23 protein-coding genes are annotated in these 23916 nt (G+C 29.9%); 2 read left to right on the top strand and 21 right to left on the bottom strand.

The window, feature by feature from the left end:
* Positions 1-11 precede the first annotated feature (11 nt).
* The 6 genes from Ccar_RS03665 to Ccar_RS03640 all read right to left on the bottom strand — a co-directional run bounded on the left by Ccar_RS03665 (position 12) and on the right by Ccar_RS03640 (position 5128).
* The gene (locus tag Ccar_RS03665) at positions 12-341 is read right to left on the bottom strand and encodes a hypothetical protein (protein ID WP_007059437.1); all 330 of its coding nucleotides are present in this window, start codon (positions 339-341) and stop codon (positions 12-14) included.
* A gap of 256 nt (positions 342-597) precedes the next feature.
* The gene (locus tag Ccar_RS03660; protein ID WP_007059438.1) at positions 598-1686 is read right to left on the bottom strand and encodes an AAA family ATPase; all 1089 of its coding nucleotides are present in this window, start codon (positions 1684-1686) and stop codon (positions 598-600) included.
* A 7-nt stretch (positions 1687-1693) separates the two neighbouring features.
* Entirely contained in the window at positions 1694-2491 is a 798-nt protein-coding gene (locus Ccar_RS03655) for an RNA ligase family protein (protein ID WP_007059439.1), read from the bottom strand.
* A gap of 311 nt (positions 2492-2802) precedes the next feature.
* A complete protein-coding gene (locus Ccar_RS03650; protein ID WP_007059440.1) occupies positions 2803-3855 on the bottom strand; it encodes a radical SAM/SPASM domain-containing protein in 1053 nt (350 codons plus the stop codon).
* A 2-nt stretch (positions 3856-3857) separates the two neighbouring features.
* The gene (locus tag Ccar_RS03645) at positions 3858-4787 is read right to left on the bottom strand and encodes a hypothetical protein (protein ID WP_007059441.1); all 930 of its coding nucleotides are present in this window, start codon (positions 4785-4787) and stop codon (positions 3858-3860) included.
* An 80-nt stretch (positions 4788-4867) separates the two neighbouring features.
* Positions 4868-5128: an RtcB family protein gene (locus Ccar_RS03640; RefSeq protein WP_007059442.1), complete on the bottom strand. Its 261-nt coding sequence runs from the start codon at positions 5126-5128 to the stop codon at positions 4868-4870.
* Between Ccar_RS03640 and Ccar_RS26220 the strand changes: the two genes are divergently transcribed.
* Entirely contained in the window at positions 5107-5448 is a 342-nt protein-coding gene (locus Ccar_RS26220; RefSeq protein WP_156184607.1) for a nucleotide disphospho-sugar-binding domain-containing protein, read from the top strand. The two genes, Ccar_RS03640 and Ccar_RS26220, sit on opposite strands and share 22 nt — an antisense overlap.
* An 87-nt stretch (positions 5449-5535) precedes the next feature.
* Here Ccar_RS26220 and Ccar_RS03630 read toward each other — a convergent pair whose 3' ends face one another.
* Entirely contained in the window at positions 5536-5925 is a 390-nt protein-coding gene (locus Ccar_RS03630) for an OsmC family protein (protein ID WP_048029894.1), read from the bottom strand.
* 35 nt (positions 5926-5960) lie between these two features.
* Positions 5961-6710, bottom strand: a complete 750-nt coding sequence (locus Ccar_RS03625) for a class I SAM-dependent methyltransferase (protein WP_007059445.1) — start codon at positions 6708-6710, stop codon at positions 5961-5963.
* A 109-nt stretch (positions 6711-6819) separates the two neighbouring features.
* Between Ccar_RS03625 and Ccar_RS03620 the strand changes: the two genes are divergently transcribed.
* Positions 6820-7470, top strand: coding sequence for a Crp/Fnr family transcriptional regulator (locus Ccar_RS03620; RefSeq protein WP_007059446.1), 651 nt, complete (start codon positions 6820-6822; stop codon positions 7468-7470).
* A gap of 7 nt (positions 7471-7477) precedes the next feature.
* Here Ccar_RS03620 and Ccar_RS26655 read toward each other — a convergent pair whose 3' ends face one another.
* The 13 genes from Ccar_RS26655 to hsdR form a co-directional block, all read right to left on the bottom strand.
* Entirely contained in the window at positions 7478-7633 is a 156-nt protein-coding gene (locus Ccar_RS26655; protein ID WP_007059447.1) for a hypothetical protein, read from the bottom strand.
* Positions 7634-7727: 94 nt separating this feature from the next.
* Entirely contained in the window at positions 7728-7922 is a 195-nt protein-coding gene (locus Ccar_RS27310) for a hypothetical protein (protein WP_242852187.1), read from the bottom strand.
* Between the two features lie 177 nt (positions 7923-8099).
* Positions 8100-8237 (bottom strand): hypothetical protein, encoded by a 138-nt coding sequence (locus Ccar_RS26650; RefSeq protein WP_156184550.1) that lies wholly within the window; start codon positions 8235-8237, stop codon positions 8100-8102.
* Between the two features lie 270 nt (positions 8238-8507).
* Positions 8508-10364, bottom strand: a complete 1857-nt coding sequence (locus tag Ccar_RS03610) for a DUF262 domain-containing protein (protein ID WP_007059449.1) — start codon at positions 10362-10364, stop codon at positions 8508-8510.
* A 2-nt stretch (positions 10365-10366) separates the two neighbouring features.
* Complete coding sequence (locus Ccar_RS03605) at positions 10367-11632, bottom strand: DUF262 domain-containing protein (protein WP_157132458.1); 1266 nt, start codon at positions 11630-11632, stop codon at positions 10367-10369.
* A 595-nt stretch (positions 11633-12227) separates the two neighbouring features.
* Positions 12228-12965: a hypothetical protein gene (locus tag Ccar_RS03600; protein ID WP_007059451.1), complete on the bottom strand. Its 738-nt coding sequence runs from the start codon at positions 12963-12965 to the stop codon at positions 12228-12230.
* The gene (locus Ccar_RS03595; protein WP_007059452.1) at positions 12955-13395 is read right to left on the bottom strand and encodes a hypothetical protein; all 441 of its coding nucleotides are present in this window, start codon (positions 13393-13395) and stop codon (positions 12955-12957) included. The genes Ccar_RS03600 and Ccar_RS03595 overlap by 11 nt, the downstream gene beginning before the upstream one ends.
* 169 nt (positions 13396-13564) lie before the next feature.
* Positions 13565-14308: a hypothetical protein gene (locus tag Ccar_RS03590; protein WP_007059453.1), complete on the bottom strand. Its 744-nt coding sequence runs from the start codon at positions 14306-14308 to the stop codon at positions 13565-13567.
* Complete coding sequence (locus Ccar_RS03585; RefSeq protein ID WP_007059454.1) at positions 14308-15150, bottom strand: hypothetical protein; 843 nt, start codon at positions 15148-15150, stop codon at positions 14308-14310. Before Ccar_RS03585 ends, Ccar_RS03590 begins: the two co-directional genes overlap by 1 nt.
* A 1-nt stretch (position 15151) precedes the next feature.
* Positions 15152-17083 (bottom strand): hypothetical protein, encoded by a 1932-nt coding sequence (locus Ccar_RS03580; protein WP_048029891.1) that lies wholly within the window; start codon positions 17081-17083, stop codon positions 15152-15154.
* A gap of 674 nt (positions 17084-17757) precedes the next feature.
* Positions 17758-19101 carry a restriction endonuclease subunit S gene (locus Ccar_RS03575; protein ID WP_007059457.1) on the bottom strand — a complete coding sequence of 448 codons (1344 nt, stop codon included), beginning with the start codon at positions 19099-19101 and terminating at the stop codon, positions 17758-17760.
* Positions 19101-20522 (bottom strand): class I SAM-dependent DNA methyltransferase, encoded by a 1422-nt coding sequence (locus Ccar_RS03570; protein ID WP_007059458.1) that lies wholly within the window; start codon positions 20520-20522, stop codon positions 19101-19103. Before Ccar_RS03570 ends, Ccar_RS03575 begins: the two co-directional genes overlap by 1 nt.
* A 2-nt stretch (positions 20523-20524) precedes the next feature.
* A complete protein-coding gene (gene hsdR, locus Ccar_RS03565; RefSeq protein ID WP_007059459.1) occupies positions 20525-23797 on the bottom strand; it encodes a type I restriction-modification system endonuclease in 3273 nt (1090 codons plus the stop codon).
* Positions 23798-23916: the final 119 nt, after the last annotated feature.

Genomic DNA, 23916 nt, shown 5'->3' with positions numbered 1-23916 from the left:
AAGTAACTAAATTACCCCCTTATAGTTGTAAATAACCAATTAATTAACACAATAATACAAATGTATGCTATTGGTGATATACTACATAAAAACGCTTTAGTGTTGGATTTTTTAGATACTAAGATAATGGAGCTTACACATGCTAAAAATGTTACTACTGGTATTGATAAAGTAAGAAAGAAGAATAACCATGCCATCGGATCTTCAGCTGACTTTGGTGTATCAAATATCATTGCACCTGCTACAAGGAACGCAAATCCAACTGGCACTATCGCAATAACATATATAGTATTCAATATAATTGCCATTATTCTAAATAATTTATCTTTAATATTATTCATAATCTAAAGCTGTCTCCTTTGATGCTTATATAACACTTTTTATATGCTTTATTTATATCGAATTTTTCTCTATAAACTTTACTTAGCTTCTAAAATTTACATCTTGAGGGGATTTGTAAGGACTTACTTGAGCTTGTTATTAGTAAACTTTCTTTCTTTTTTAAGGTTAACTAAAACAGACTAGCTTGCTGTATTAATGCCAAGCTAGTCCATCTTAGAATATAATTACTTCACGCTTTACCTTAAGCTTACTTAACTAACAAATTTCTTCTGCTTCAGGCATATCCATATTTTTTATCATGTTATCTATTACTTTAATAGGTACATATCTTTCTCTTTTATTATCCCTTAAAATCAACTCTCTATAAGGCACCTCTAAATAAACAAACTTTACTTTTACTCCGTAAGCTGTGCATAGTCTAATTAATTTTTGCCTATTCTCTCTCCTTAAATTCGTAGCATTCCAGACAAAGCTTTCTTTTCTTCTTAAATATTCCTTTGCTTTAGAAAAGGCCACCGCTCCAACTTTTCCAAAATCCTTAGAAGGTGAAATATTAAGTTCTTCTCTAATATCATCTAAGGATATTACTTTTACCCCCTTAAGATTACACTTTATATAAGTATCCTTTCCAGCTAGAGGAAGTCCCATCATAATTATTACTTCAAAGCTTCTATTATCAAAAATCTCTGCTCCAGGATAAACCTTATTTCCTGTAAGATACAAAAACCTTGTATAGTCATTCTTAAATTTCTTAGGTCCATAAAAACAACCTAATTCTTCTGCATAGGTTTTAAAATAAAAAACCCTTTCAAGCAAGGCTGCCTTATCTTCACAGTACCTTCCAAGCAAATCACATTTTCCTAATAAATAAAGCAGTTTCATATTAGTAATCTCAGCTGCTTTTATAAGATGGTAATCTATATCTTCTTTTTCAATAAAATACAGAGGCAGCCCATGGTATCTAATAAGTGCCGCTATTTCTTCTCTTATAGACTTATCAAATTCATATTCTCTATAGGCTAAGTATCTAAACATCTTTGCACCCTTTACAGCATGCTTAGGTGAAATTATTTGCCCATCTTCTTCCCTTGTAGTAATAACCTTACCTATGTCATGAAATAGTGCTGCTGTATACAAAATTACCTTTTCTCTATCCTCTAAATATTCCCATTCTTCAAGCTTTAAAATTTCGCTGCATACTAACTTAGTATGCTCATAAACATTTCCTTCGCCATGAAATTTAGGATTTTGCTTAACTTCTTTAAACTTATCTATAAATTTAAATTTCTCCACTATGTCTTTAAAGTCGTAGTTCTTTTCCCTTAAAAATTTTTCTATATTCATAACTACACTACGCCTCCTCAGAAAAAATATCTATTCCTGATTTTAATTTGTTAGGAATAATAGGTCTATTAACCCAATGAGTTTCAGAATCCATAATTGTATTTAAAAATGAAGCTCTTACATATTTCATTCTGCTAAGTACATAGTTTTCATCTTCTACTTTTATATATATACCTTCCATTAAATCAGTTGTATCTGTTTGTTTTTTAGCAATTTCATAGGACAAATCTAGCTCACTGCAGCTTTTTTCTAAACTTCTCTGCCAGTTATGTGATTTAAAATTTGATTTACCCAAAAGTGTTGTAATTTCATCTTTAGACTTTAGCATTCCCTCTTTTAAAACCAGTACAGACTTTATAAAAGGATAGCTTTTAAGCATTTCTTTTCTTCTCCTGGTACTTAAGAATTTTTCTTCCTGCTTATCAAATATATCAAATTCCATAAAATAGTGGTTAAGTTCGTCATAATACACAGTATGCTTTGCATAAAGCCATTCTCCATACATAATGTATCTATCACCTAAAATTTCTCTAAGCCTATAAATAAAAGTATTTGCCCAGGTTTTAAACATATCAAATTGAGTTTCTCCATATCCCCCATTTAAAAAATGCCCTCTGCTTTGTAAATACATTCTTCCTTGTTTATCAAAGCTAATACCGCAGTTAGCCCCATCTACCTTTTCTTCAAGTACACAAAATCTATTTTTAATTCTTTCAAACTTTATACTATCTAAATCCTCGTCCCCCTGTTGAAATCTTGATCCTTCAATATGAGGAGTTCTTGGATATTTATAAATTCTTTCCATATAATCATCTCCTTTAAATTTACGCAGCAAAAAAGTGCTGCGAAGCTTAACTTTTCACAACACTAATAAACCTAAAAGAGATATTCTTTTTAAGGCAATTATTATGGTTATAAAAAGTAAATTATCTTTAAAATTAAATTAGAGCACATAAATAAACTCATTAAATTTTTTAATGAATACAAATACCCTTTTTAATTTTCCTTAGATAAATCTACTTAATTACATAATAATTTTCCTCTTATTCTATATTTTTAATAATTTTTATTATAACATTACAATTTATCCATAGTCAATATTTAGTAGCAACTAATTTATGTATTGTGGCAAATATCATCCAAGCCACATTCTTCATTCTTAAGAATGCAGCCATAATCTCCAATTTTATAATCACCATATACACCATAAGCTATACACTTAGCTCCACCTTTACATAAATTAAAAAAGTTGCACTTTGTACAGCCTTTAGGCTTTTCCTTAAAATCTCTTAAATCTTTAAATACTTTGGAATTAAAATAAATTTCTTTTAAATCTGAATTTTGTATATTCCCTGCTACAATTGGTAATCTTCTACAAGGCATTACATCTCCATTTTCAAGAAGTACTACCAGTCCATCTGCTGCACTGCATTTATAACACTCACTAATTCCATTTAAAAATTGGAGACTTCTTTCACCAGAAATTTTAGTTTTAGTAAATTTATTTAATACATTTAATTGCTCTTTACGTATTATATTTATATATTCAACCACTTCTTTTTTACTTAAAGTTTTAATTTCCCCACAGTTTCCTGATCCAATTGGAACCATTCTATCTGTCCAGACCTTATATGCTTTACACTTTTTAGCTGCCTTTACTACATTCTTAAATTCTTTATAGTTCTTATTATTTGCAGTAAATGAAACTAATGATTTTATATTGTATTTTCTTAATAGTTTTAATGCTTTTATAACTTCATTATAAGAATTTGCGCCCCTTATTTCATCATGAACTTTTTTACTTCCATCTAAACTTACTTGTACCATTTTAGGGTTATAGCTTTTTAATCTAATAACATTTTCCTCATTTAAAAGTGAACCATTAGTAAGTATACCAAAATTAAAATAATCAGCATTCTTTTTGAAAAAGTCTAAAAGCTCCCAAATATCTTCTCTAATAAATGGTTCTCCCCCAGTTATATTTATTTGTCCCTTTATTTTTTCATTACAATTTTTATTATACTCATATAAAAGTTCTAAATATTGAGACCCTAATTCCTTTAATTTTTCTATTGTAAATTCTTCCCCACTGTAGTCTTCTTGATAGCAATGCTTACATCTTTTATTACACCTTGCAGTAATATGCCATTGCAAAATTAATCTTTTCAAAATTAATCTCCTCCACTACCACAGCCTCCACAAGATGAGCATGCAGAACAAGAACTTCCCGAATCACTACTATCCGAAGAATCAGAACTACTATCAGAAGAATCAAAACTACTATCATTGTCAAAAAAAGTAGATGTATCACTACCACTATTTCTATATATATTATTTACACCTAAAAAATTCATCCATGCTGCTCCAATTAAAAACTCCTGCATAGTATTTGCATAACCTACATTACTGTTAGAGCTGCTGTCAGAATCATTAATTATTGAATTATATTGCTTTTCAAATGCTCTTTTAGAAGCATGTCCCTTATTGGTCAAGTTATCATTAACCAGACTAGATAATACAGCCCTTATTATAACAAAAGTCACAATAATTTCTATTATTAGGGCTGTTACTGGCATATTACTTTCTATTCCTCCAATAAGTCTCCAAACCCCTGGAATAAATATAATAAGCATTCCCATTTTTAAAGTAGATTTATTCTTTTTTATCATATCACTATCTTTAATTAATCCCTTTGTTATTAATTCATTATAAATGCTATAATAATACCCTTTAAATTGATTTTCATTTAGCATACTTGATTTAAAATCCTTTGGTGCAAACTTTTCTAAATATAAATGGTATACTTTTTTTTCAATACTTGATAGATATATGGAAACAGACTTATTTACATAAAAAGTTTTTTCTTCTTCATCTTTTAATAGAATTCTTTTAGCATATAGCCTGTACGTTATATAGTAAAACATATTCTCCAAACTATATTTATTATCTAAAACATAATATTGTACTTCATCTAAACCTGCTGCCACATAATATTCATCATTACCTTTTAATTTCTTTGACAATAATATTATTAATGCCACTGCATAAATCCCATATATCACTAAAAAAAGTTTCCCATTGATAAATGGCAAAAATCTCATTGTTAATCCCTCACTTACATTATTAAATATAAGTTTATAATACACCTTTTCTTATAGCAAAACAATTTGTTAACAAATTATCAATGCACCCCGTGGGTACTAGGCAAACCAAAAAGTATTGCCTTTTCATAATCTTTTAAGTAGCTTTCAAAACCTTCACTACCCTCTAGCAAACCATTCTGACAGCTGTATTGTTCAATATGCTTTCTTAAAGTATGTTCTCCTAAACCTCTACTGCCGCTATAAATTAGTAAATGTACTTTATTTTTATCTAGATTCAGATTATTAAATTCTTCTTTATCCCGACAATCACTATTAAATTGATAGCATTCCTCATTCATGGCTATTCAAAAGGGTTTCAGCAGTATGCCATCATGGAGGAGCTGGCACCACAGCAGCTGGCCTTAAAGCAGGAGTCCCAAGCATAATTGTACCTTTTTCCAATGATCAATTTGCATGGGCACACAGGGCTTATGACTTAGGGGTAGGTTCGAAACCTATTTCTAAAAAAGATTTATCTTCTAATAAACTTGCTGATGCAATCAAATTTGCTTTGACTGATGAAATCGCAGCAAACGCTAAAACATTGAGCAAAAAAATAGCAACTGAAAAGGGAGCTAGGGAATGTGCAAAAATTATTGTAAAGTGTCTTGAGATGTAATGAATGGCAACAGGTTCAGCTATGACACTGACAATTGCCTGTGTCATAGACTTACTTCCACAAGCTGCTATTCCACAGCTTGTTTCTTCATCTGAGTTTGCTTATACTTTGAAATTCTATTTCCTTGGATAAAGTTTTTTTTACGGGACAATTTCTAACCATACTAATTATTAGTTGCTTTGTATCATTAGAAATATCACCCAAAATATCAATATCATAAAGAAATTTTGTTTTATTTTCATCACTTCTATCTAAATCTACTTTAACAATTACCTTTTCATATTTTATATTTTTACGTTCTAATATCATTCTTGTAGTAATATTAATACATGAGGCAAATCCCGCACATAGCAAATCATGTGGTCTTAAATGTTGTCCTTTTCCTCCTTTTTCTTCTGTTACATCAGAAAAAATAACTGAGTTACCATTTGAAATTTCTGTACAATAATTTTCTTGTTTACTTTCAGAAATTATCATTATCTATTACCTCCATTTTTCATAGGTTGGAATATCTATTTATTTTTTACTGCAATAATTTTAATACGCCTATAATCAGCTATCCATTGGTTCTCTTTCCATAAACTATCTTTGCAAATTTTTTCTGTTTCAAATAAGATTTGTTCCCTTTCTTTATATGAAACATTTGATATATGGTTTGCAAAAAATTGACAACTCCAATTACTTAATCCTTTTTCACCATCAGCAAGTGGCGTTGGTCTATCATATTCAATTATATGTTCTATTTCAAAACCAGCTTCTTCTAATAATATTTTATATTCCTCTTTTGAAGGAAAGAAAAATTCTGAACAATAAGAATATCCATGTTGCTTTAGTACTATTTCAAATGCAGTTTGAATTTTATGCACATTATTCTTTGCTCCAAATTCACAAATCAATTTTCCATTGTCCTTTAATGAATTATAAATAGAATACAATAATTTTTCTTGATTTGGAATCCAATGAAAAACAGCATTAGAAAAAACAGTATCAAAATAATTTTCAAAATCTAAATTTGTTGCGTCTGCCACTTGAAAATTTAAGTTTGGGTAATTTAATTTTGCCTTTTTAATCATATCTGTTGATGAATCTATTCCAATAACAGTTGCCCCTTCTTTTGCCAACTCATTTGTTAGTATCCCAGTACCGCAACCTAAATCCAAAATTTTTTGGTCCTTCTCCACATTCACTAAATCAATCATAGATTTACCGTATTCCGCCACAAAAGAATGTTTATTATCATATAGATTACTATTCCATTTCATAATTTACTACCTCCATAAATTTTTTTATTATATTATTACATAAAACTTTAATGAAGAATGTAAACTATGATACAATTAGAAAAACATTATTTCAACGGAGGTGTTTTTCTTGGATAAAGGGATTTTATTTTTAGACCACAAAATAGATATGCCCACTAAATTGTTTGAAATTTTTAAAACAAAACCTGCACGAATATTTAAAAATAATCAATTAATCTATCAACAAGGAGAAATTGCTGATAATTTTTACTACTTAAAAGAAGGAATAGTTCAAGTTTTTGTAAATTCCTCAGATGGTTTAGAAAAAATCTTAACAATTTATAAAAATGGTGAAATTTTTGGAGAAGCTTCTTTTTTTGATGGTTTTCCAAGAATGTCATCAGCTAAAACTCTTTCCGATTCAGAAATTATCACCATTAATAAAACTGATATTATGTCGTACTTTCAAAAAGAACCTTTTCTTGCTCTAAATTTCATAGAGCTTTTATCACAAAAAGTTAGAATGTTATCAAATGAAATTGATAATATTTCATTCTTATCAGCCGAAAAAAGAATAGCTCAATATCTGTTAAGGATGAATAGATATACAAGCTATCCCATTAATTGTACCCATGAGGATATTGGAAAATCTGTAGGTGTAAGTAGAATTACTGTAAGTAGAACTTTAAATAAATTCTCTAAATATAAATGGGTTTATACTAAATATAAAAAAATACTTATACTGAACAAGAATGCTCTTTTAGAATTTTTAGAGGCATGATATATTTTCATATTAATTCTGTATTTTGATTGATTAAAATATTGTTTTTAGTATTTGTATTTAAAACTAAGCTCTTTCCTTTTAATTTTATTCCAGTTTTTTTACTTACTTCCTTAAGTACATAAGAATAAATTTCTTTTGTTAATGATGATGTATTTGACATAGAGATACATCACCCTTTAAATGTTAATTTTTGTAAATCATTTCAATGCTAATCTTAACTTAAATATCAAAAATATGGATGAATTAGCCATATTTTACTGATCCTTTTTATTTTCAATTTTCTTTATCAATTCTAAAATTTTATTTTCATCTAATTTTGTGTACTTCTTGATCTTTTCTATAGGTTCTCCTTCTTTTATCATTTCCGCTGCTGTTTCTATCTTTTCTTCCATTTTTCCCTTTTGAACACCCCTTTCTTCAACCTTAGGATCATAAAAACTCTTCACCATATCTTTAACCTCCTCATCGAAATTCGTATATTTTCCATACATACTTAAAAAATATGAATTTATATTTTCTATTGCAGATGTCATTTCATCATAATCTTCCAAGATTATCTTATTATTATTATACGATAAATCTATAGCTTTTAAGGTATCTCTTATAACTATGTTGTCTTTATAGGCTTAGGCTGAATTAAGAAAATCTATTATTGGTTTAGTGTTTTTTAGAGTAAATAATCTTTTTAAAATTTTATCCATTTGAATATGATTTTTTTCACTTTTGTTTCCATAGCTTTTAGTTTCTTCTCTTATTAAAATCATAAGATCTTCTTTTCTAACACATTAATAGACCATATTATATCCCTCCAATGCTTATAGATATAGTATGGTCTATTTTACCAATTAATATACAAACGTTTGTTCTTAGATTGATTTTCTATTTTTATGAATTATTTTCAAAACATCTACATTCTGATGATACCTCATAATAAATCCCTTTTAATTATATTAAATTTAGCCTAACTACATAATTAAAATTTACAACTCTTGGGTATTTGCGAAGGCTTGCCTGAGCTTGCTATAAACTGAATGCTAATGATCTGCAATCTCACAATCAAGTATTTTAAACATCTCCTGACCATGCTTCTTCGCAATATTATTATCGCCAGAAGCATTATCTATCCAGCTTTCCGAATCGTTTCCTACAAGTTCTGCCATAATTTTAAGCTTAAGACTCTGTTCAATGACATTATTGTAGGTGTTCTTCTTCGATACAGGATCCAAATTAGATATCTTTGAATTTCCTGATATCGTTATAAGGGCAAGATTTCCAAAATCATTCAGGATCTCATTTGGACAAACAGGCTTATTTACCGGATGCTGCGGATAAAAATGCTCTATAGAGCTTCTAAATTGGAATTCAAAATCAGGCTGCTTCCTGATATATTCCTTACCTTCATAGCTGTATCCATCTCGATATAAAACATAATCCAAGTACGAGAATACAATTCTCTGATAATCAAACCAATTAGTTTTATCTCCATATCTAGATTTTTTTACCTTAGAAACAGCATAATTCTCAAGTTCTGTAAGCAAAGAATTTACATCCGTCTTTCGTTCTCCACATGCATGGAGGATCACTGTGATCCAATGCATCATCTTTGGAGATGTATATGTAATTCTAAGTGCTGACTGTAACGTAAGATAGTTTTTCGCGATCTGTATAGAATCATACTTTTCATTCAATGTCTCATCATCTATCTGTGAATCATTAAATGTTCCGGCATAGTAGACACTGTTTTTCTTCGAATACTTCTTAGAACGCATTAAAGACCACTTACCTTCTTCGGTTAATTTCTTATCTCTTTTGATTATATATTTATCAAATAATAATCTATACTTCAGGAGATTAAAAATGTATTCCTTTGTAGTTTCTGGAGTTTCCCAACGAGGTTTTAGTATCACCAGCAACCTCTTATCATCCAGGCTACTCTCATTCTCATCCTCGTTATTCATCACAGCATTTACATGTAACAGGAATTGAGGAAATCCAATGATTGATTCGAATCTTTTACTTCCGCGATCTTCATCCTCATAAATGCTTCCATCTTCTTTTTTCTTTTTATATTCTTCTGGATTATTGAAGAAATCCCCCAAAGAGAAAGTACCGTTATCCTCCTCTTTCGCCTCAAGCTTTGCTACCAATGTATCAAATGATTCTATGCCATCTGCAAATTCATCTCTATCTTCAGTTAGAATGATAGACTTATGCTTTGAATTCATATTCATATGGATATATGAATTCATATTCATACAGGACTCCCAGATAAGGCTAGCAACAACCTTATCCTTATCAGAAAGCTTCTCCAAAAACTTACTCTTTGCGATCTCGTGAAGTTCAAGTTGCTCGCCACGGGTATTCATTATTTCAAAATAATGATTCAAATCCACATTAATAGGTACCTGTACTCTTACAATACGTACCTTTTTAAGTTTTTCTTTAAAAGTATCTTTATCTATACCTTTGTTATCAAACAGTTTATGAACTGTTTCGTATCCAATACTTATCTCATGATCATCACCTTTGACAATCTCATCTTTTTTCTGACTTGAATATAGTTCTCTCAGAATATGGTTGGACTTTTCACGTGCTTCAAAACGCAGTACCTCGTCAATCTTCATTCCGAGATATAACATAATCAAAAAAATCGTGGTTAGTCTCTGCTGTCCATCAACTACTTCATATACATCACCGCGCTTATTTACTATCAATGTTCCAATGTAATAATTAGATTCACTTATTTCTTTAATATCTAAAACGTCATCCATAAGCTGCTCTATCTGTTTACTTTTCCATGCATAGTTTCTTTGATAAATTGGCACCTCATATTTATCATCAAAAAGTTTCTCAACTCCGATATTTTTAATGTTTTCCAAATTCTTCAACATGATTATTCACCCCATCCACAGTATTCGCTTACAGTGCTATACAGCTTTTCAAATTTGCCACCTGAAGATACAAATCCTTCAAGAATGTTTTCTGGTTTGCTGACTACAATCATGCTTATTTCTTCTGGAGTTGCCATTTCGCAGATTCTTTCAAATATATTGATGCCATCAACATTGTTTCTATGATATCCCAATGCATAATTATTAATCGTCTGCTGATATACTGCTTGCATTGTCAGCCTGATGCTATAGCAAAAACTAAAGAGCTTCTTATAAGCCTTATCAGTAATTGCTTCAATACCAAATCTATCCGCATAGAACATCAAAGCATTCTGAAAAAGTCTGTTAACATACTTGTTTCCATTGCCATCTTTAGGAATGATTCCTGAATCATCAGGTGTCTTACTTTCAATAATCTCATCAACTTGTTCCAAAAGATCCATATAATGAGTTACATAGCGGAAAAATCTAGTTCCAGAGAGTATTGGCTGCGTAAGTTGGAACTGATTAACCTCCTTACGATTAAACTCCCTTGAATACTTATTCATATCCTCTACAAATATATTGGCAGCTTTGTGATAAAGGATATAATCATAAGCCAAATCCTTTTTTACACCCTTGAACTGCTTTATCTTTGCACTGGAATAGTCTATACCATCTCTTCCCCTATACCACTGTGTAAGTGGATACAGATGATAACTAAACAGAATTTTTAGATTCTCCTCTTTATAATTTTCCCATTTGTTAACAACATCTATCTTTGTCTGTTCATTCTCATCTCGCATTTCTCTGAGATGAAAAGCTTTTAAAAGATCATGTGGATCCAGTTCCTTTCCTCTATGATTCTGAGAGTCGAAAAACTGAAAAGCCTCTGACTGACTGTCTGTAACAATGCTAACAAATGTGCAATTGTTTTTGACGAAATTTAGGTACTTATCCTTGCCAATTCCAAGCTCATTTACGCGACTTTTTATGAGATTCATGTTTTTCTTCAATGCTTCAGACGAATTTCTTGTATAATTAAGATCTGTTACATTTTTAAGAATTGCATCATCTTTTTTTATCAGCCATTTAAACAGTATTGCCAATGTCGTTATACGCTGTTGTCCATCCACGATGTTATATATGCCTGTATTTTCCTTATGAAGCACCACGGATCCAAGTCTATACTCACCATCCGAAGATGTTTTAAGAGCAGACCATATGTCATCAAACAAAATATTTACAGACTCTGTAGACCACCTATATGGTCTCTGATACTCTGGCAAATATAACTGCTTTTCAAACAATTCCTTAACTGTAAGTATTTTCAACTGCGATTCAATTAATGCCATCCTTGTATCTCCTTAGTCATACTGCACCATTGCCTTCTTCAAGTATCTCTTGAATCCATCTATGGCAATCTGCAGGCTTTATATTTTTATATTAGCACTGTATTCAGCAAGCTACTGATAGAAGCCTTCGCTTCTGACCACTTTTACGTTTGCTATGAACTGCTCATTCCTCTTGAGCTTTTAGTAACTTGGTTATGTTATATTTTATTGTAAAAACATTTTCTATTTTAATTACTTTTAATAAGAAAATATAATATATTAATATTCTACATTAATCATTCAACTCCTCTGCTTTTATATACTATTTCTACATTTTTTTATTCATAAGAAAAAAAAGACCAGTTAAGAATGACTAAATTATCCTCAACTGGCTCTTTAAAATCCATTATTCAATTACAACTTCTATCTCTGTGCCATCAGGCAAACCTACAATAATCTTTTCCATCAAGGTAATCCTTATAAATTCTTCTTACTATCTTGTTTTCTCCTAATTACAAGATATTTAATATATAATAAAAAGCAAGTATCTTCATTTTATATCCAGTACTAACCCAAAGTGTTTTTTAAATTTGTCATACCAAGAAATATCCCACTTATTGCTAACACATAGATCATAAAGTTCTTCCTCATCATTTACTCCTGCATTAGTAATTATTTCATGAATATCTTTATTAACAATTAAACCATTTTCTATATTGTCACCAAACTGTGGAAATATTGCAAAACTCCTTATATGCGAAAATTCACAGGTTTTCTTAATAAGCTGTCCCCCTGTCACTTCATCCCTAATGATTTTATGTGTTTTTATTCTAGCTTTTTTTAAACCTTTTCTAGAGTCTGATAATTCAAATGCAAATTCTAGCCTTAACTTCTTTGCAGTATCACTATCTCGTATGGCACGATATAGTTCTTCCGAATATCTTAGATATCTGCTCTTACTACTTTCACCAGTTTCCTGGATAAATCTATCTATTAACGCCCCTAACTTATATCCCATAATATATGTTGTATTATTTATAGTTTTCTTTGCACTTTCCTCTACACCTTCAATGTGATACCTTCCATTACCTTTGCTAGTTCTCAATATTGAATGAATTTTATCTACAGCCACCCATACATGTCCACTATCATCTAAAAAAGAACAATTCCTCCAAGCATTATTGATTTCTGTAATTGTTCTTGGATAACACTTTTCATCTATTTCTGGTGTATTGTACTTAATTTCTGTAACAGAATATTTATAAGGAACTAAGGCATTATTTTTCATTACCTAACATCCCCTTGTATATCTCTGTCAACTTATTTACTGCCTCATCAGCCTTTGGATGGTGACATTTATCAGAATGTATTACTTTAATAATATCATTTCTCCATTTTGTAGCTTTTTCTCTATTTGAATAGTGAGTTTTTGTAACTTTTAATTTTTTTAATCTTGCCTCTCCATCAAGCTCTAGTAGATAAAAAATATATTCACTTGCTTCAGATGTAAAAAAACTTTTATCATTTATTGTTGCTATGCTTACACCTAATGAGTCTAAAACCCCTTGCAGCGCAGCTACCTTTTTATAAAGCTCATTCCATCCTCTTGCCTTTAGTTCTATAATATTAGACGTAGATTGTTTAATTGTTTGTTTTACCTCTTTAAATGATCCTAATTCCTTTAAATCCGCTACAGAATTACTCTGTATCCAATTCATACTTACTTCTCTCCAAATTTATTGCTACACATCATATATATGAAAGTTAGTACCTAAATAAAACATCTTTCCTTAGGCACTAATTTATGAGCAAAATAATTTGTTAACACCCCTCGCAGGTTCTTGCGAAGGCTTGTCTGAACTTGCTACTTTTTGTTGATCTTATCTGCTACAGCTGAACTTCATCATAATAATAACTAAGATACTTTAAAAATATTTCCTGTAATTCTTTCTTTTCCAGCATAGGAGACATAATTATAGGGTAACTCTTGTTAAATTCAAAAATAACTCTTCTACCCACACGTTCATCTTTTCCTAAGCCATCTCTACTCTTTATCTTTGACTTTAGTATTTTAGTTAAGCCCAAATCATCTGTAATATCTAATATATTAATCAAAAACTTATCGTTTCTAAAGATTTCATATTTTATAATATAATTATATAAATCAAGATTATCAATTATAAGATCATAATATCTTTTTCTTTCACTATCATCAATTACGTTATCATTAATATACTGTGCACCTAAAACACACTTGTAAATATAATTTTCCCAGTCAAATTTCTTCACTACAATATTATTAAAATTATTAATTCCATTATTTATCTCTGGATATGTTTCAAGTAAATACTCCCTTTTATAAACACAAAATAGAGAGTGCCAGAACACTTCATCAAAATGAATATCCCTATCTGTATTAAGATAATATTTAGAAATAATATCAAAAGCCTGAAGAAAAAGCTCCCTCCTCTGCTTTTCATACCCAACACCCATATATATAGGGAAATCTGGAGCCGCATCTATATGCACTACTTCACCTGAAAAATATTCATCTTTAATTTCACCAGTTAAAAAATCTTTATAAAACTGCTCATTGTTTTTATAGCCTTTCTTTAACAGTCTAATTTCCATTATGAATACAGCCTCCTTACAGCAGCATTATATCTCTCTAATATTTTATCTGATATTGAGCAAATAACTTCATCCATATTCTCTATGCTTAACTCGCTAATCATTTTTTTCTTCATAAGATTATACAGCTTAAAATCAAGACCATCTGCTGGAGGATCTATGCTTTCAAGATCCACTAATTCACCATCTTCACCATTATTCACTATAAATCTATATAATGCTTTTTGAAGCCCCATATAGATATAAGGATTATTTAATGCAGCACTTACTGGCGAATCACTAAATTGTAACTCCTCATTTTTGTAGTTAATAATAATAGTTTCATTACCAAGTTCAATTTTTATATCTGACTTAATATTTGGATTTACTTTTTTCTCAAATAGTTCCAAAGGCTTTGCATTGCTTCCTTCAAATATTACACTATTAGAGAAGCCTAAAACGGAATTTTTAGGTACTACAATCTCATCTTTAAATTCTTTATAAAAAGAGCTAAGATCATTGTTATCTTTAAAACTTATCTCTTCTTTTGATTGTATAAGTAATTGAACTGTTGTTCTTTTACTTAAGGATATTCTTGATTTAGAAATTTCTTTAGCTTTATCTCCAAAATTAAGATTAAAGAACTTGTTGTCCTTTGATTGAATGACTAAAACAAGTTGTGCTTGTCCAGACTCTAAAAGTTCGGTGATAAATGCTGAATCTATCTGATAATCTATTTCAAATCTATAATTATGTGTATTTTCTTGTAAATTCACATCCAGTATAAAATTGCAGTTTTTATAACTAGTAGATGTATTTGTTAATAAAGGATATGGGAAATTAGCATCTTTCTTATAAATCATCTTATACCTCTACATAATACACAAATTTTAAAGCTTTATTAAATTGTTCTTTTAACTCTAATTCAACTTGTGCAATACCTTTCTTTATTTGAATATCTTTTATCACGTTATTTTCTATTTTGCATTGTTTTCCTGTAGCTTTATCAACTGCAGATTTATAATTATTGCTCATGCTAAATTCATTGGAATACTCCATTCCCATACCATCAACAACGGATAATGATATATCACATACCTTTACCTTTTTCAACTCTACACTATCTGAAAAGTCAAATTTAACAAACTCTTTATTTCCTATAATTAGTCTTTCTACTATATCTGGATGCGCATTATATCTTGTTTGCTTTTCTTGACTGTTCTCATTTTCTTCATTGCCTTCATTATTTTTTTCACGCTTTTTTACTTTTTTTAGTGTTTTCTTTTTCTTCTTATTCTCATCTTTAACTTTAGGTTCTTCTTTTTTAGGAATATCTGCTTCAACTTTAACAATTGTCAGCTCTTTACTTCCTTTATTGAGTTTCACTGTGGCTGCAGCTTTTGAAAGATCTTGTTTAAATTGATTTTCAACCACATATAATATATCCTTTGTATCCATCAAACCATCTGTTGGATTATTCTTTTTGATCTCTTCTTCAATAATCCTCGATATTTCCCTTGATATATTATTTATGAATCTCTTAGCATTCCTTTGCAGCTTTTGATTCTTTATATGCTCAAAAGAAAGCTCTGTATGCGATTCATTTTCAAGAGATTTTAAGTAAGCATCCTCTATAATGGACTCTGGTATTAAGACAGCATTAAAAGGCTTGTTTACATTTCCTTTAACTTTTTTATCCTCTATCTTCATGCCTATAGTTCTTATAACTGCAACTCGTCCTTTTGGAATTGCTTCATTATAATTAAAATACAATTTAAAATTATACCCAGCTTCACAATCAGCAATTTTAATTTGAATAGGTTTTTTAGTCATATAAGTGTTAAAATATAGCGGTGTAAATTCGTTCTTCATATCAACTATATCTTGAGTATAATAATCTTTATTTGATATATAGTTTTTTATTGTTTTACTATTTATTCTGTTATCGTTAATAACTACCTCTAATTTTTCCTGAACAATTGCAACAAAAAAGCTATCACATATACTTTTTATTATTTCTTTTTCGTCATTAAACTGTTCTCTTAAAAAAGGAATAATTATCTTAAGCCCTCTAGTTTCTTTTGCAAATATCTCATGGAACTGATTTTCAAAGGGATAAAATTTTGTTATATTTTCATTAATGTATTCTACGTCTGTAAAGTACCCTGTGGAACGATAGTATTTTCCTTGATATTTATGCTCTATAAGCTGTACTGTTCCCCCCAGATGCTTGTTTCCTTCTTCATCACAATTTGCAAAATACATCATGTGTAACTCTGATGCTGCATTAGATGCTATCTTTCCAATACCATGTGAACCGCCTCTAAATTTTTCAAAAGTTGTATCTTCTTCTTCTGAGTGCACTCCCTTGTTATATGCATATATACTCCAGGTATCTTCTTTGGAATCACTTTGTCCATTTTTAGCACCTTTTAGCCCTTTTGTATTTGAATCCTCAAAAGATATATAATCCACTTCTTCCTGATTCATCTTATTTTGCATATGTTCTATAGTTTCTTTTGTATAATCATTACGTCCTTCAAGACATAAAATCCTATCTTTTATTTCATCAATCCCTGGAATAAATTCCTTTTTTACTTTCCCTGTTTTTATTGTAACAATAACAGGACTAGTATTCCCAGGTATTTTCCCATCTAAAGAGTTTTGTACATTTTCTCTAGTAAGACCTGCTATTCCAAGATCATAAAATTTTTCTAGTACCTTATTAAAGGTTGACTCTTCTATGCCTGGAATGCATGAGAATTTCCATAAACCCTTCTTTTCTAAATCATTCATAACGGTCTCCTTTTTGTCTTTTCTCCCTAAATATAGATAATATTTTTTATTAATACGCTATTTTCATACATAATATATCATTATATATGATATAACTCAATATATAGTATTTAATTGGAGAATACTGCTAGAAATTATTATAGTGTCATAGAGATTGAATTTACTAGTAGGAATATGGATGTATCTAATTTTTATTTTTCTATTACTGCTGCCTTACTAAATCCTTGATAAGTAAGAATAAAATTTAAGTTAATTAGAACATAAAAATTAGCCAATGAAAATTCATTGACTAATTAAATTTTAGTTTTTCTTTGAAGGCTTGCCTAAACTTTCTATATATATTTGAAGGCTCATTTAACGAAACACCTGATAATATCAGAAACATTACCAATTTTTTTCATCAAAATTCATCTTATAATAGTATAGAAAATCTATCATAGAAAACTAACTGAAATAAAAAAGGAAGGTTGGAATTACCCTCCATCTTAACTTTTATTTTGTTTTTATATATTCGTAACTTTCAAATTCCAAGCCTTTTAGTTTTTTCCTTCTCTTCACATGGAACATTAAGTAATAACGCAATTTTAATTTCCCAAATCCATGTTAATAACTTATTATCTACATGATATATATTGATTATAGGTACATTTAAATACGTTATATAAAAATATCTTCTATATATCTTTACTCAATATTTCCCTCAATAAATCCAAAGCACTTTCATCCTCTTCTGAGTTTGTTCCAAGCTCTCCTCTAAAAGCCTTTGCTAAAATTGATTTCTTTACTAATTCAATTTGATCTTCTAACTGAGTAAGCTCTTCTATTTTTGATTCTTCTTCTAAAAGCTTATCTAAAATTCTAACTATTTCTTTTTGTTCTTCTAATACTGGTAAGCTTATCTGTATTTTATTTAGTTCATTTATTGTAATACCTTTGACAGTAGTTCCCTGAGATTTAGAAATTAAATCTTTTTCCTTATATAAAAATAAGTAGTACATATATTTATAATCTATTTCCTCTATTTTAGGTCTAACTATCTTTAAATCTTGATTTATAGCTATATCTTTTTGGGCTATTGTTACCTTGCCTGGTGATATTCTAGTAACTAATATTATTTCTCCATTTTTAGCTACATTAGTTGAACTATTTTTAACCCCTTCTTCTGTTATTTTATCAATTGTATCATATAAATAGTTATTTTTAATGTCCTTTACAGAAGCCCAATTAATTTCTCCATTCCAATATTCTTTATTCGCCTTTGATGGTGTGCCACCTCCAATAAAAGCAAATAATTCTTCAAACTTTGTATCCTTAAAACTATTAATTTTTGTATCATCTCTCCACTTTTCAGTCAATTCCCCCCTAAAAGCCTTCTCCAAAATAGCACTCTTCCTCTTCTCAAATTCCTCTCTAGCCTCTTCTATTAATTCCTTAGCCTTATCTAACTTTTCAAAAAGACTTTCTATTCTATCAACAATTCTTTGTTGCTCTTTTAGTGGTGCAATTGGAAAAGGAAGTAATTTGGCTTTTGCACCAGAAATCTCTAAAAAAGTTGTTCCACTGGCATATGTTTCTATTAAATCCTTGCTGTATTTTAAATAGAAATATAAGTACTTTGGTAAATATACTGGAGAAGGCAAAAAATTTTTAAATCCTTGATTAGTACTAATCTCATTTTTAGCAATAGCCACATATCCTATAGGTGCTCTTGACGACATTAATACACTATTTTTGGGCATTAATTTTGCTGAACTTTTCTCCAACCCTAATTTAGTTATATTTCTTTTTCCTCTTGAAATATAAATATTACTGTACCCTGATAAATCTGCTGGTGTTATCCATGCTACGTCTCCATTTTCATAATAATCACTAACATTAGATTTGGGAGTTCCACCACTTACAACTTCTATTACTCTTCCAATCTCTATCCATACCCAATTTTCCGGCACCTCATAAGGCCCATCCTTAATAATAGCCTCTTCTAATCTTTCTTCCAACGTCAATTGCTTCTTAGCCATTATCTGCCCTCACTTTCAAGAGCTTTTAATTCTTTAATAACGCTCATAAGTAAGTCAGTTGCTTCTTCTAATTTTGATACTGCTTCCTCTACACTTTCTATTGGATCTGGTAGGTCTTCATAATCTAAGATTGAGTCATCTTTTATAAGTCCTAAATCTAAATTATTATTCTTTTCTCTAATTTCTTCTCTAGTGAACTTATTCCATCTTTCATCTTTAACTTCTTCTCTATTTTCAGCTTTATATGCTTTTACAAAATCATCAAAATGTGATTCCTTTAACGGATTTGTCTTACCAAAATTTTGCATGTTTGTTCTTAAGTCATAAAACCATACTTCTTTTGTATTATCCTTATCTGTAGTACCTCTTGTAAAGAACAACACATTAGTTTTAACTCCCTGAGCATAGAAGATACCTGTTGGAAGTCTTAATATTGTGTGAAGATTACATTTATCCATTAAATCTTCCCTTATCTTTGTTCCGTCACCTTCCTGGAATAAAACATTATCAGGTAATACTACTGCTGCTCTTGCTTTTCCATCTGCTTTTAAGCTTCTGTATATATGTTGCAAGAAATTTAACTGCTTATTTGAGGTCATGAAAGTCAAGTCATCTCTTGTAGCTCTTTCACCACCTTTTTTAGTTCCAAAAGGTGGGTTGGAAAGCACTACATCTAGATCTTTCATCTTCTTACCTTCATTAGTTAGTGTATCTCCAAGAATTATATTTCCTTCTATATCATGAAGCATAGCATTCATAAGAGCCAATCTATGAGTTTCATGAACTAATTCACAGCCTGAAAATGCTTTAGTTCTTTGGAATTCTTGTAGGTCTGTATCTAAATCAAAATAATTATCATATTTTTGTTTTAAATAGTGATCTGCTCCAATCATAAATCCAAAAGTTCCTGCTGCTGGGTCATTACATTTTTCACCCGGTTTTGGATCTATTAATTTAACCATTACATCTATTAATACTCTTGGTGTAAAGTATTGCCCTGCACCTGATTTCTTTTCTGATGCATTTTTTTCAAGCAAACCTTCATAAAGATTACCAAGACCTTCTTCTTTAGCAGAATACCAGTCTAATCCATCTATAGTTGTAATTATTTTCTCTAAGTTCTTTGGTTCATCTATATTAGTAGCAGAACCTTGGTATATTTGCTGTACTGTACCTGTACCTTTTTCTCCTAAATAATTTAATAATTCTTTATAAAATTTTTTAAGTTCTATTCCATTCTTGGATTTTAAATCATCCCATCTATATCCTTCAGGAATTTTTTCTTCAGCTCCTGTTTCTTTTGCCATCTTTAAGAAAAGTATATAAGTTAATTCTGTTACATATTGATGATAAGTTATTCCATCATCTCTTAGTACATTGCAAAGGTTCCAAAGTTTACTTACTATCTCTTGTGTATTCATCTTTAGCTAATCTCCTTATCTTCAAACATATATGCCTTTAATTTATTTATTATATCTTCCAAGTTACCATTAAACATCTTTTCATTCAATCTGTCAAACCCACCGCTTTGAGCTTTAAAGCTTCCTGTGTTTAATGTTTCTTTATCTATAACTACTTCCTTTAACATCACTTTTTCTATTCTAATTAGCCAATTTTCTTGAGGTTTTGTAAAATAATATTCTTTCTTTATTTTAGAAACTGCTCTTTTTACCCTTTCTTCATTAGATTCTAAAGGACTTCCCAGTGCCTGCTGCCTTATAAAAGCAATTATATCTGCTACTATTTCTTCATTATTTAAGTCTTGCCATGCAGTATTTAAGTATTCCTCATTAAAGCCTTTGTCATCTAATATGGCTTTAAGCTGCTTTAAAGCTTCCTTGGTTAAATCTTGTGGTCTTGTGCATACTACTTCTAAAGCTTGAATTGTATTTTTATTTTCTTCAATATACTTTTTAAATTCATCTATATAATCCTCTGGCTTTTTACCTTTGCCATATCCTCTTGTATGTGATATTACCCTATCTTTTTTATCAGAAACTATTATTATTTCTTCATTACTATATTTTTCATCTAAATATTCCACCAAAGAATTATGACTGATTATTTCTTTTGCAGCCTTTTCGGCATCAACACCTCTTAATTCCTTGATAAATTCTTCTGGTGTTTTATCATTACAAAGGCTTTTAAAAATTAATCTTTCCTTTTCATCTATTAATTTCTTTTTTCTTTGTAATTTTGCTATTACCTTATTAACTACAGCTTCTTTTTCTTCAATGCTTTCTGATCTTTCTAAGGTTTCCTTTAATATTTTAAAGCTTGCTGCTCCATTTGCAGCAACTGGATTCATATTTGTTATATCTTTAAGAGCTTCATAAAGCCTTACACAGTCAAATATTTCAAAGTGTGTTTTTTGTATATCATCACATAATCTTGTAGCCCTGCCTAACATTTGCTCATAAAGTATTCTTGACTTTACTCTTCTTAAAAAAACTATCTTATCAATTCTTGGAACATCAATTCCTGTAGATAATAAATCCACTGTAACTGCTACATTAGGATAATTTTCATTTTTGAATTTCTTAATAGCAAGCTCTGGATCTTTTATGCTGCCTGTTATCTTTAAAATTGAATTATCATCAACTCCACCTATAGTTTCCTTGTAGATATCTTTTAATAATCTGACTATCATATCAGCATGAGCATCACTAGCTGCAAAAATTAAGGTTTTTCCTTTATCATTTTCAGGATCTATGTACTTTGCAACTTCTTCAAGAGCTGCCCTTGTATGAGCTTCTACAATTACTTTTTTATTAAACTGATCTATTTCAAAATCCACATTATCTTCCAGTTCTGCTCCATTAATAAGCTCACCAGTAAATTTATTATATTTAGCAACCTTGTCACCTTTATTATAATGAACTCCATCTCTAGTAAGTTCAGTTTGTATAAGGTGAGGTGGTTCATGGTCTACAAGATATCCATCAATAACTGCAGCTCTATAACTATAGTTATATACAGGTTCTCCAAATATCATTGTTGTATGAAGGGCTGGTGTAGCTGTAAGTGCAACTTTAAAGGCATCAAAATACTCTATTACCTTTTTATATTTACTTAAGAAATCTCTATCATCTCTCCATTCAACTTCACTATCAGTCATTTCTTTGTCTAATGTATATCCTCTGTGTGCTTCATCAATTATTATACAATCATAATCACCAACAGACGGAACATTGGTTTCATCTTCATTGTACATGATTCTTTTAACCATAGCCTGTACTGTTGCTATGTGAATTTTAGTCTCCTTATCAATAAGCTTTTCATCAAGACCATTAATATTGTAAATTTGATTTAAGGTCTTTAAATCTTCTACTTTTACTTCCTTAAAAGTATCAAAGGCTTGATCTCCTAGTGAAGTTCTATCAACTAAAAATAGAATTCTTTTATATCTATTAGTCTTTATAAGCCTATAAACAAGCCCCAATACAGTTCTTGTTTTTCCTGTGCCTGTAGCCATAATTACTAAAGCTGATTTTTTCTTTCCTTCTGTAATAACCTTCTCTACAGCTTTTATTGCTTCAACTTGATAATCTCTAAGACCTATGCTGTTTTCTGATTTTAAAAATTCAAAGCTTAATTCATCTAAGCTCTTATTGGCTTCTTCAATATTCTCCTCAAGCATAGCTTCAAGCTTTTCTGGAGAATACCATCCTTGAAGGACTTTATCATTATTCCTTGCATTTCTGCAATCTAAGAAATGAACACCGCTCTTATCTTCAATTTCTTTTATATATTTTCTGCCATTAGCTGCAAATAAAAATGGTACTTTATAATCATTCCATTTAGAAATAACATAAGCGTCATGTTCTTCTTTTACTCCTACAGCATAATTTTTAGCTTCAATCATAGTTCCAGCTACATCTTTAGAATATTTTTTAGCTTCTATAAATCCAACTAATTTTTCTCCAATAAATAATGCATAATCAACTTTACCATTGCCTTTTTCCTCTGAATAAGTAGGCCATTCAGCTATAGCTAAATTTCTACCTTTTTGAGGTCTTGCCCCCTTTGAATATCTTATATTAATGGTGTCAGCTTCCCATCCTGCTGATTTTAATTGATCATCAATAATTCTTCTTGTTTCAGCTTCACTAAGTTCAATTCTTCTACTAGCTCTTTTACCTTGTTCTCTGCGCTTTTCTAACTCTTCCTTATCTTTTTCCTGATCCTTTAAAGCATTAAGTTCATCTTCTAAAGCTTTATACTTTTCTTCATATTCTTTGGATATCTCATTAACATTATCTATATGCTCATTTTCCTTTTCATCAGGCATAACAAATGGTTTAGGCTCAAAACTCCACTCTCCATAAGTCTGCATAAACCAAACAGCTAATTTAAATGTTAACTCCAATTGAACCTTTGCTTTTTCAACATTCTCAAATCCATTATGAGCTGCATCATTTCGTTTTATTCTAAGCATATGAAGTATATTATCAATATCTTCTGGAATCAAATCCTCCCTTTTTAATAGCTTTATTCTATTATTATGACTGTTATCATGAGCTATTAAATTAGTATCAATATCTTCCATTGAAAACATATATCGAACTACAATTTCACCAAACATACCACATTTTATAAATGTAGTATTTGAATCTATGTAAAGATTTCTTTCTGCTAATCTTCCTAGATTTTCTAGGATAGGCCATTTTTCTTTTAAGAATGTAAAGTTATTCATTTTATCACCCTTTTAAACCCTTTGTATTTATAATTTTTATTATTCTAATATCAACCCTAAATAGGAATATACGATCCTTCTTTCAATCATTTATTTTAGTATGCCTTACCCATTTCTAA

This window comes from Clostridium carboxidivorans P7, from assembly GCF_001038625.1.
In the GTDB taxonomy this organism is placed as follows: domain Bacteria; phylum Bacillota; class Clostridia; order Clostridiales; family Clostridiaceae; genus Clostridium_AM; species Clostridium_AM carboxidivorans.
The sequence above is the reverse complement of the archived record's forward strand: the minus strand, read 5'-3'. Positions and strand labels throughout refer to the sequence as shown.

Bases quoted from the DNA above. Each gene is read 5' to 3' on its own strand.
- Ccar_RS03665 (WP_007059437.1), bottom strand. From the start codon at position 341: ATGAATAATATTAAAGATAAATTATTTAGAATAATGGCAATTATATTG.
- Ccar_RS03660 (WP_007059438.1), bottom strand. From the start codon at position 1,686: ATGAATATAGAAAAATTTTTAAGGGAAAAGAACTACGACTTTAAAGAC.
- Ccar_RS03655 (WP_007059439.1), bottom strand. From the start codon at position 2,491: ATGGAAAGAATTTATAAATATCCAAGAACTCCTCATATTGAAGGATCA.
- Ccar_RS03645 (WP_007059441.1), bottom strand. From the start codon at position 4,787: ATGAGATTTTTGCCATTTATCAATGGGAAACTTTTTTTAGTGATATAT.
- Ccar_RS03640 (WP_007059442.1), bottom strand. From the start codon at position 5,128: ATGAATGAGGAATGCTATCAATTTAATAGTGATTGTCGGGATAAAGAA.
- Ccar_RS03630 (WP_048029894.1), bottom strand. From the start codon at position 5,925: ATGATAATTTCTGAAAGTAAACAAGAAAATTATTGTACAGAAATTTCA.
- Ccar_RS03625 (WP_007059445.1), bottom strand. From the start codon at position 6,710: ATGAAATGGAATAGTAATCTATATGATAATAAACATTCTTTTGTGGCG.
- Ccar_RS26655 (WP_007059447.1), bottom strand. From the start codon at position 7,633: ATGTCAAATACATCATCATTAACAAAAGAAATTTATTCTTATGTACTT.
- Ccar_RS27310 (WP_242852187.1), bottom strand. From the start codon at position 7,922: ATGGTGAAGAGTTTTTATGATCCTAAGGTTGAAGAAAGGGGTGTTCAA.
- Ccar_RS26650 (WP_156184550.1), bottom strand. From the start codon at position 8,237: ATGATTTTAATAAGAGAAGAAACTAAAAGCTATGGAAACAAAAGTGAA.
- Ccar_RS03610 (WP_007059449.1), bottom strand. From the start codon at position 10,364: ATGTTGAAGAATTTGGAAAACATTAAAAATATCGGAGTTGAGAAACTT.
- Ccar_RS03600 (WP_007059451.1), bottom strand. From the start codon at position 12,965: ATGAAAAATAATGCCTTAGTTCCTTATAAATATTCTGTTACAGAAATT.
- Ccar_RS03595 (WP_007059452.1), bottom strand. From the start codon at position 13,395: ATGAATTGGATACAGAGTAATTCTGTAGCGGATTTAAAGGAATTAGGA.
- Ccar_RS03590 (WP_007059453.1), bottom strand. From the start codon at position 14,308: ATGGAAATTAGACTGTTAAAGAAAGGCTATAAAAACAATGAGCAGTTT.
- Ccar_RS03585 (WP_007059454.1), bottom strand. From the start codon at position 15,150: ATGATTTATAAGAAAGATGCTAATTTCCCATATCCTTTATTAACAAAT.
- Ccar_RS03580 (WP_048029891.1), bottom strand. From the start codon at position 17,083: ATGAATGATTTAGAAAAGAAGGGTTTATGGAAATTCTCATGCATTCCA.
- Ccar_RS03575 (WP_007059457.1), bottom strand. From the start codon at position 19,101: ATGGCTAAGAAGCAATTGACGTTGGAAGAAAGATTAGAAGAGGCTATT.
- Ccar_RS03570 (WP_007059458.1), bottom strand. From the start codon at position 20,522: ATGAATACACAAGAGATAGTAAGTAAACTTTGGAACCTTTGCAATGTA.
- hsdR (WP_007059459.1), bottom strand. From the start codon at position 23,797: ATGAATAACTTTACATTCTTAAAAGAAAAATGGCCTATCCTAGAAAAT.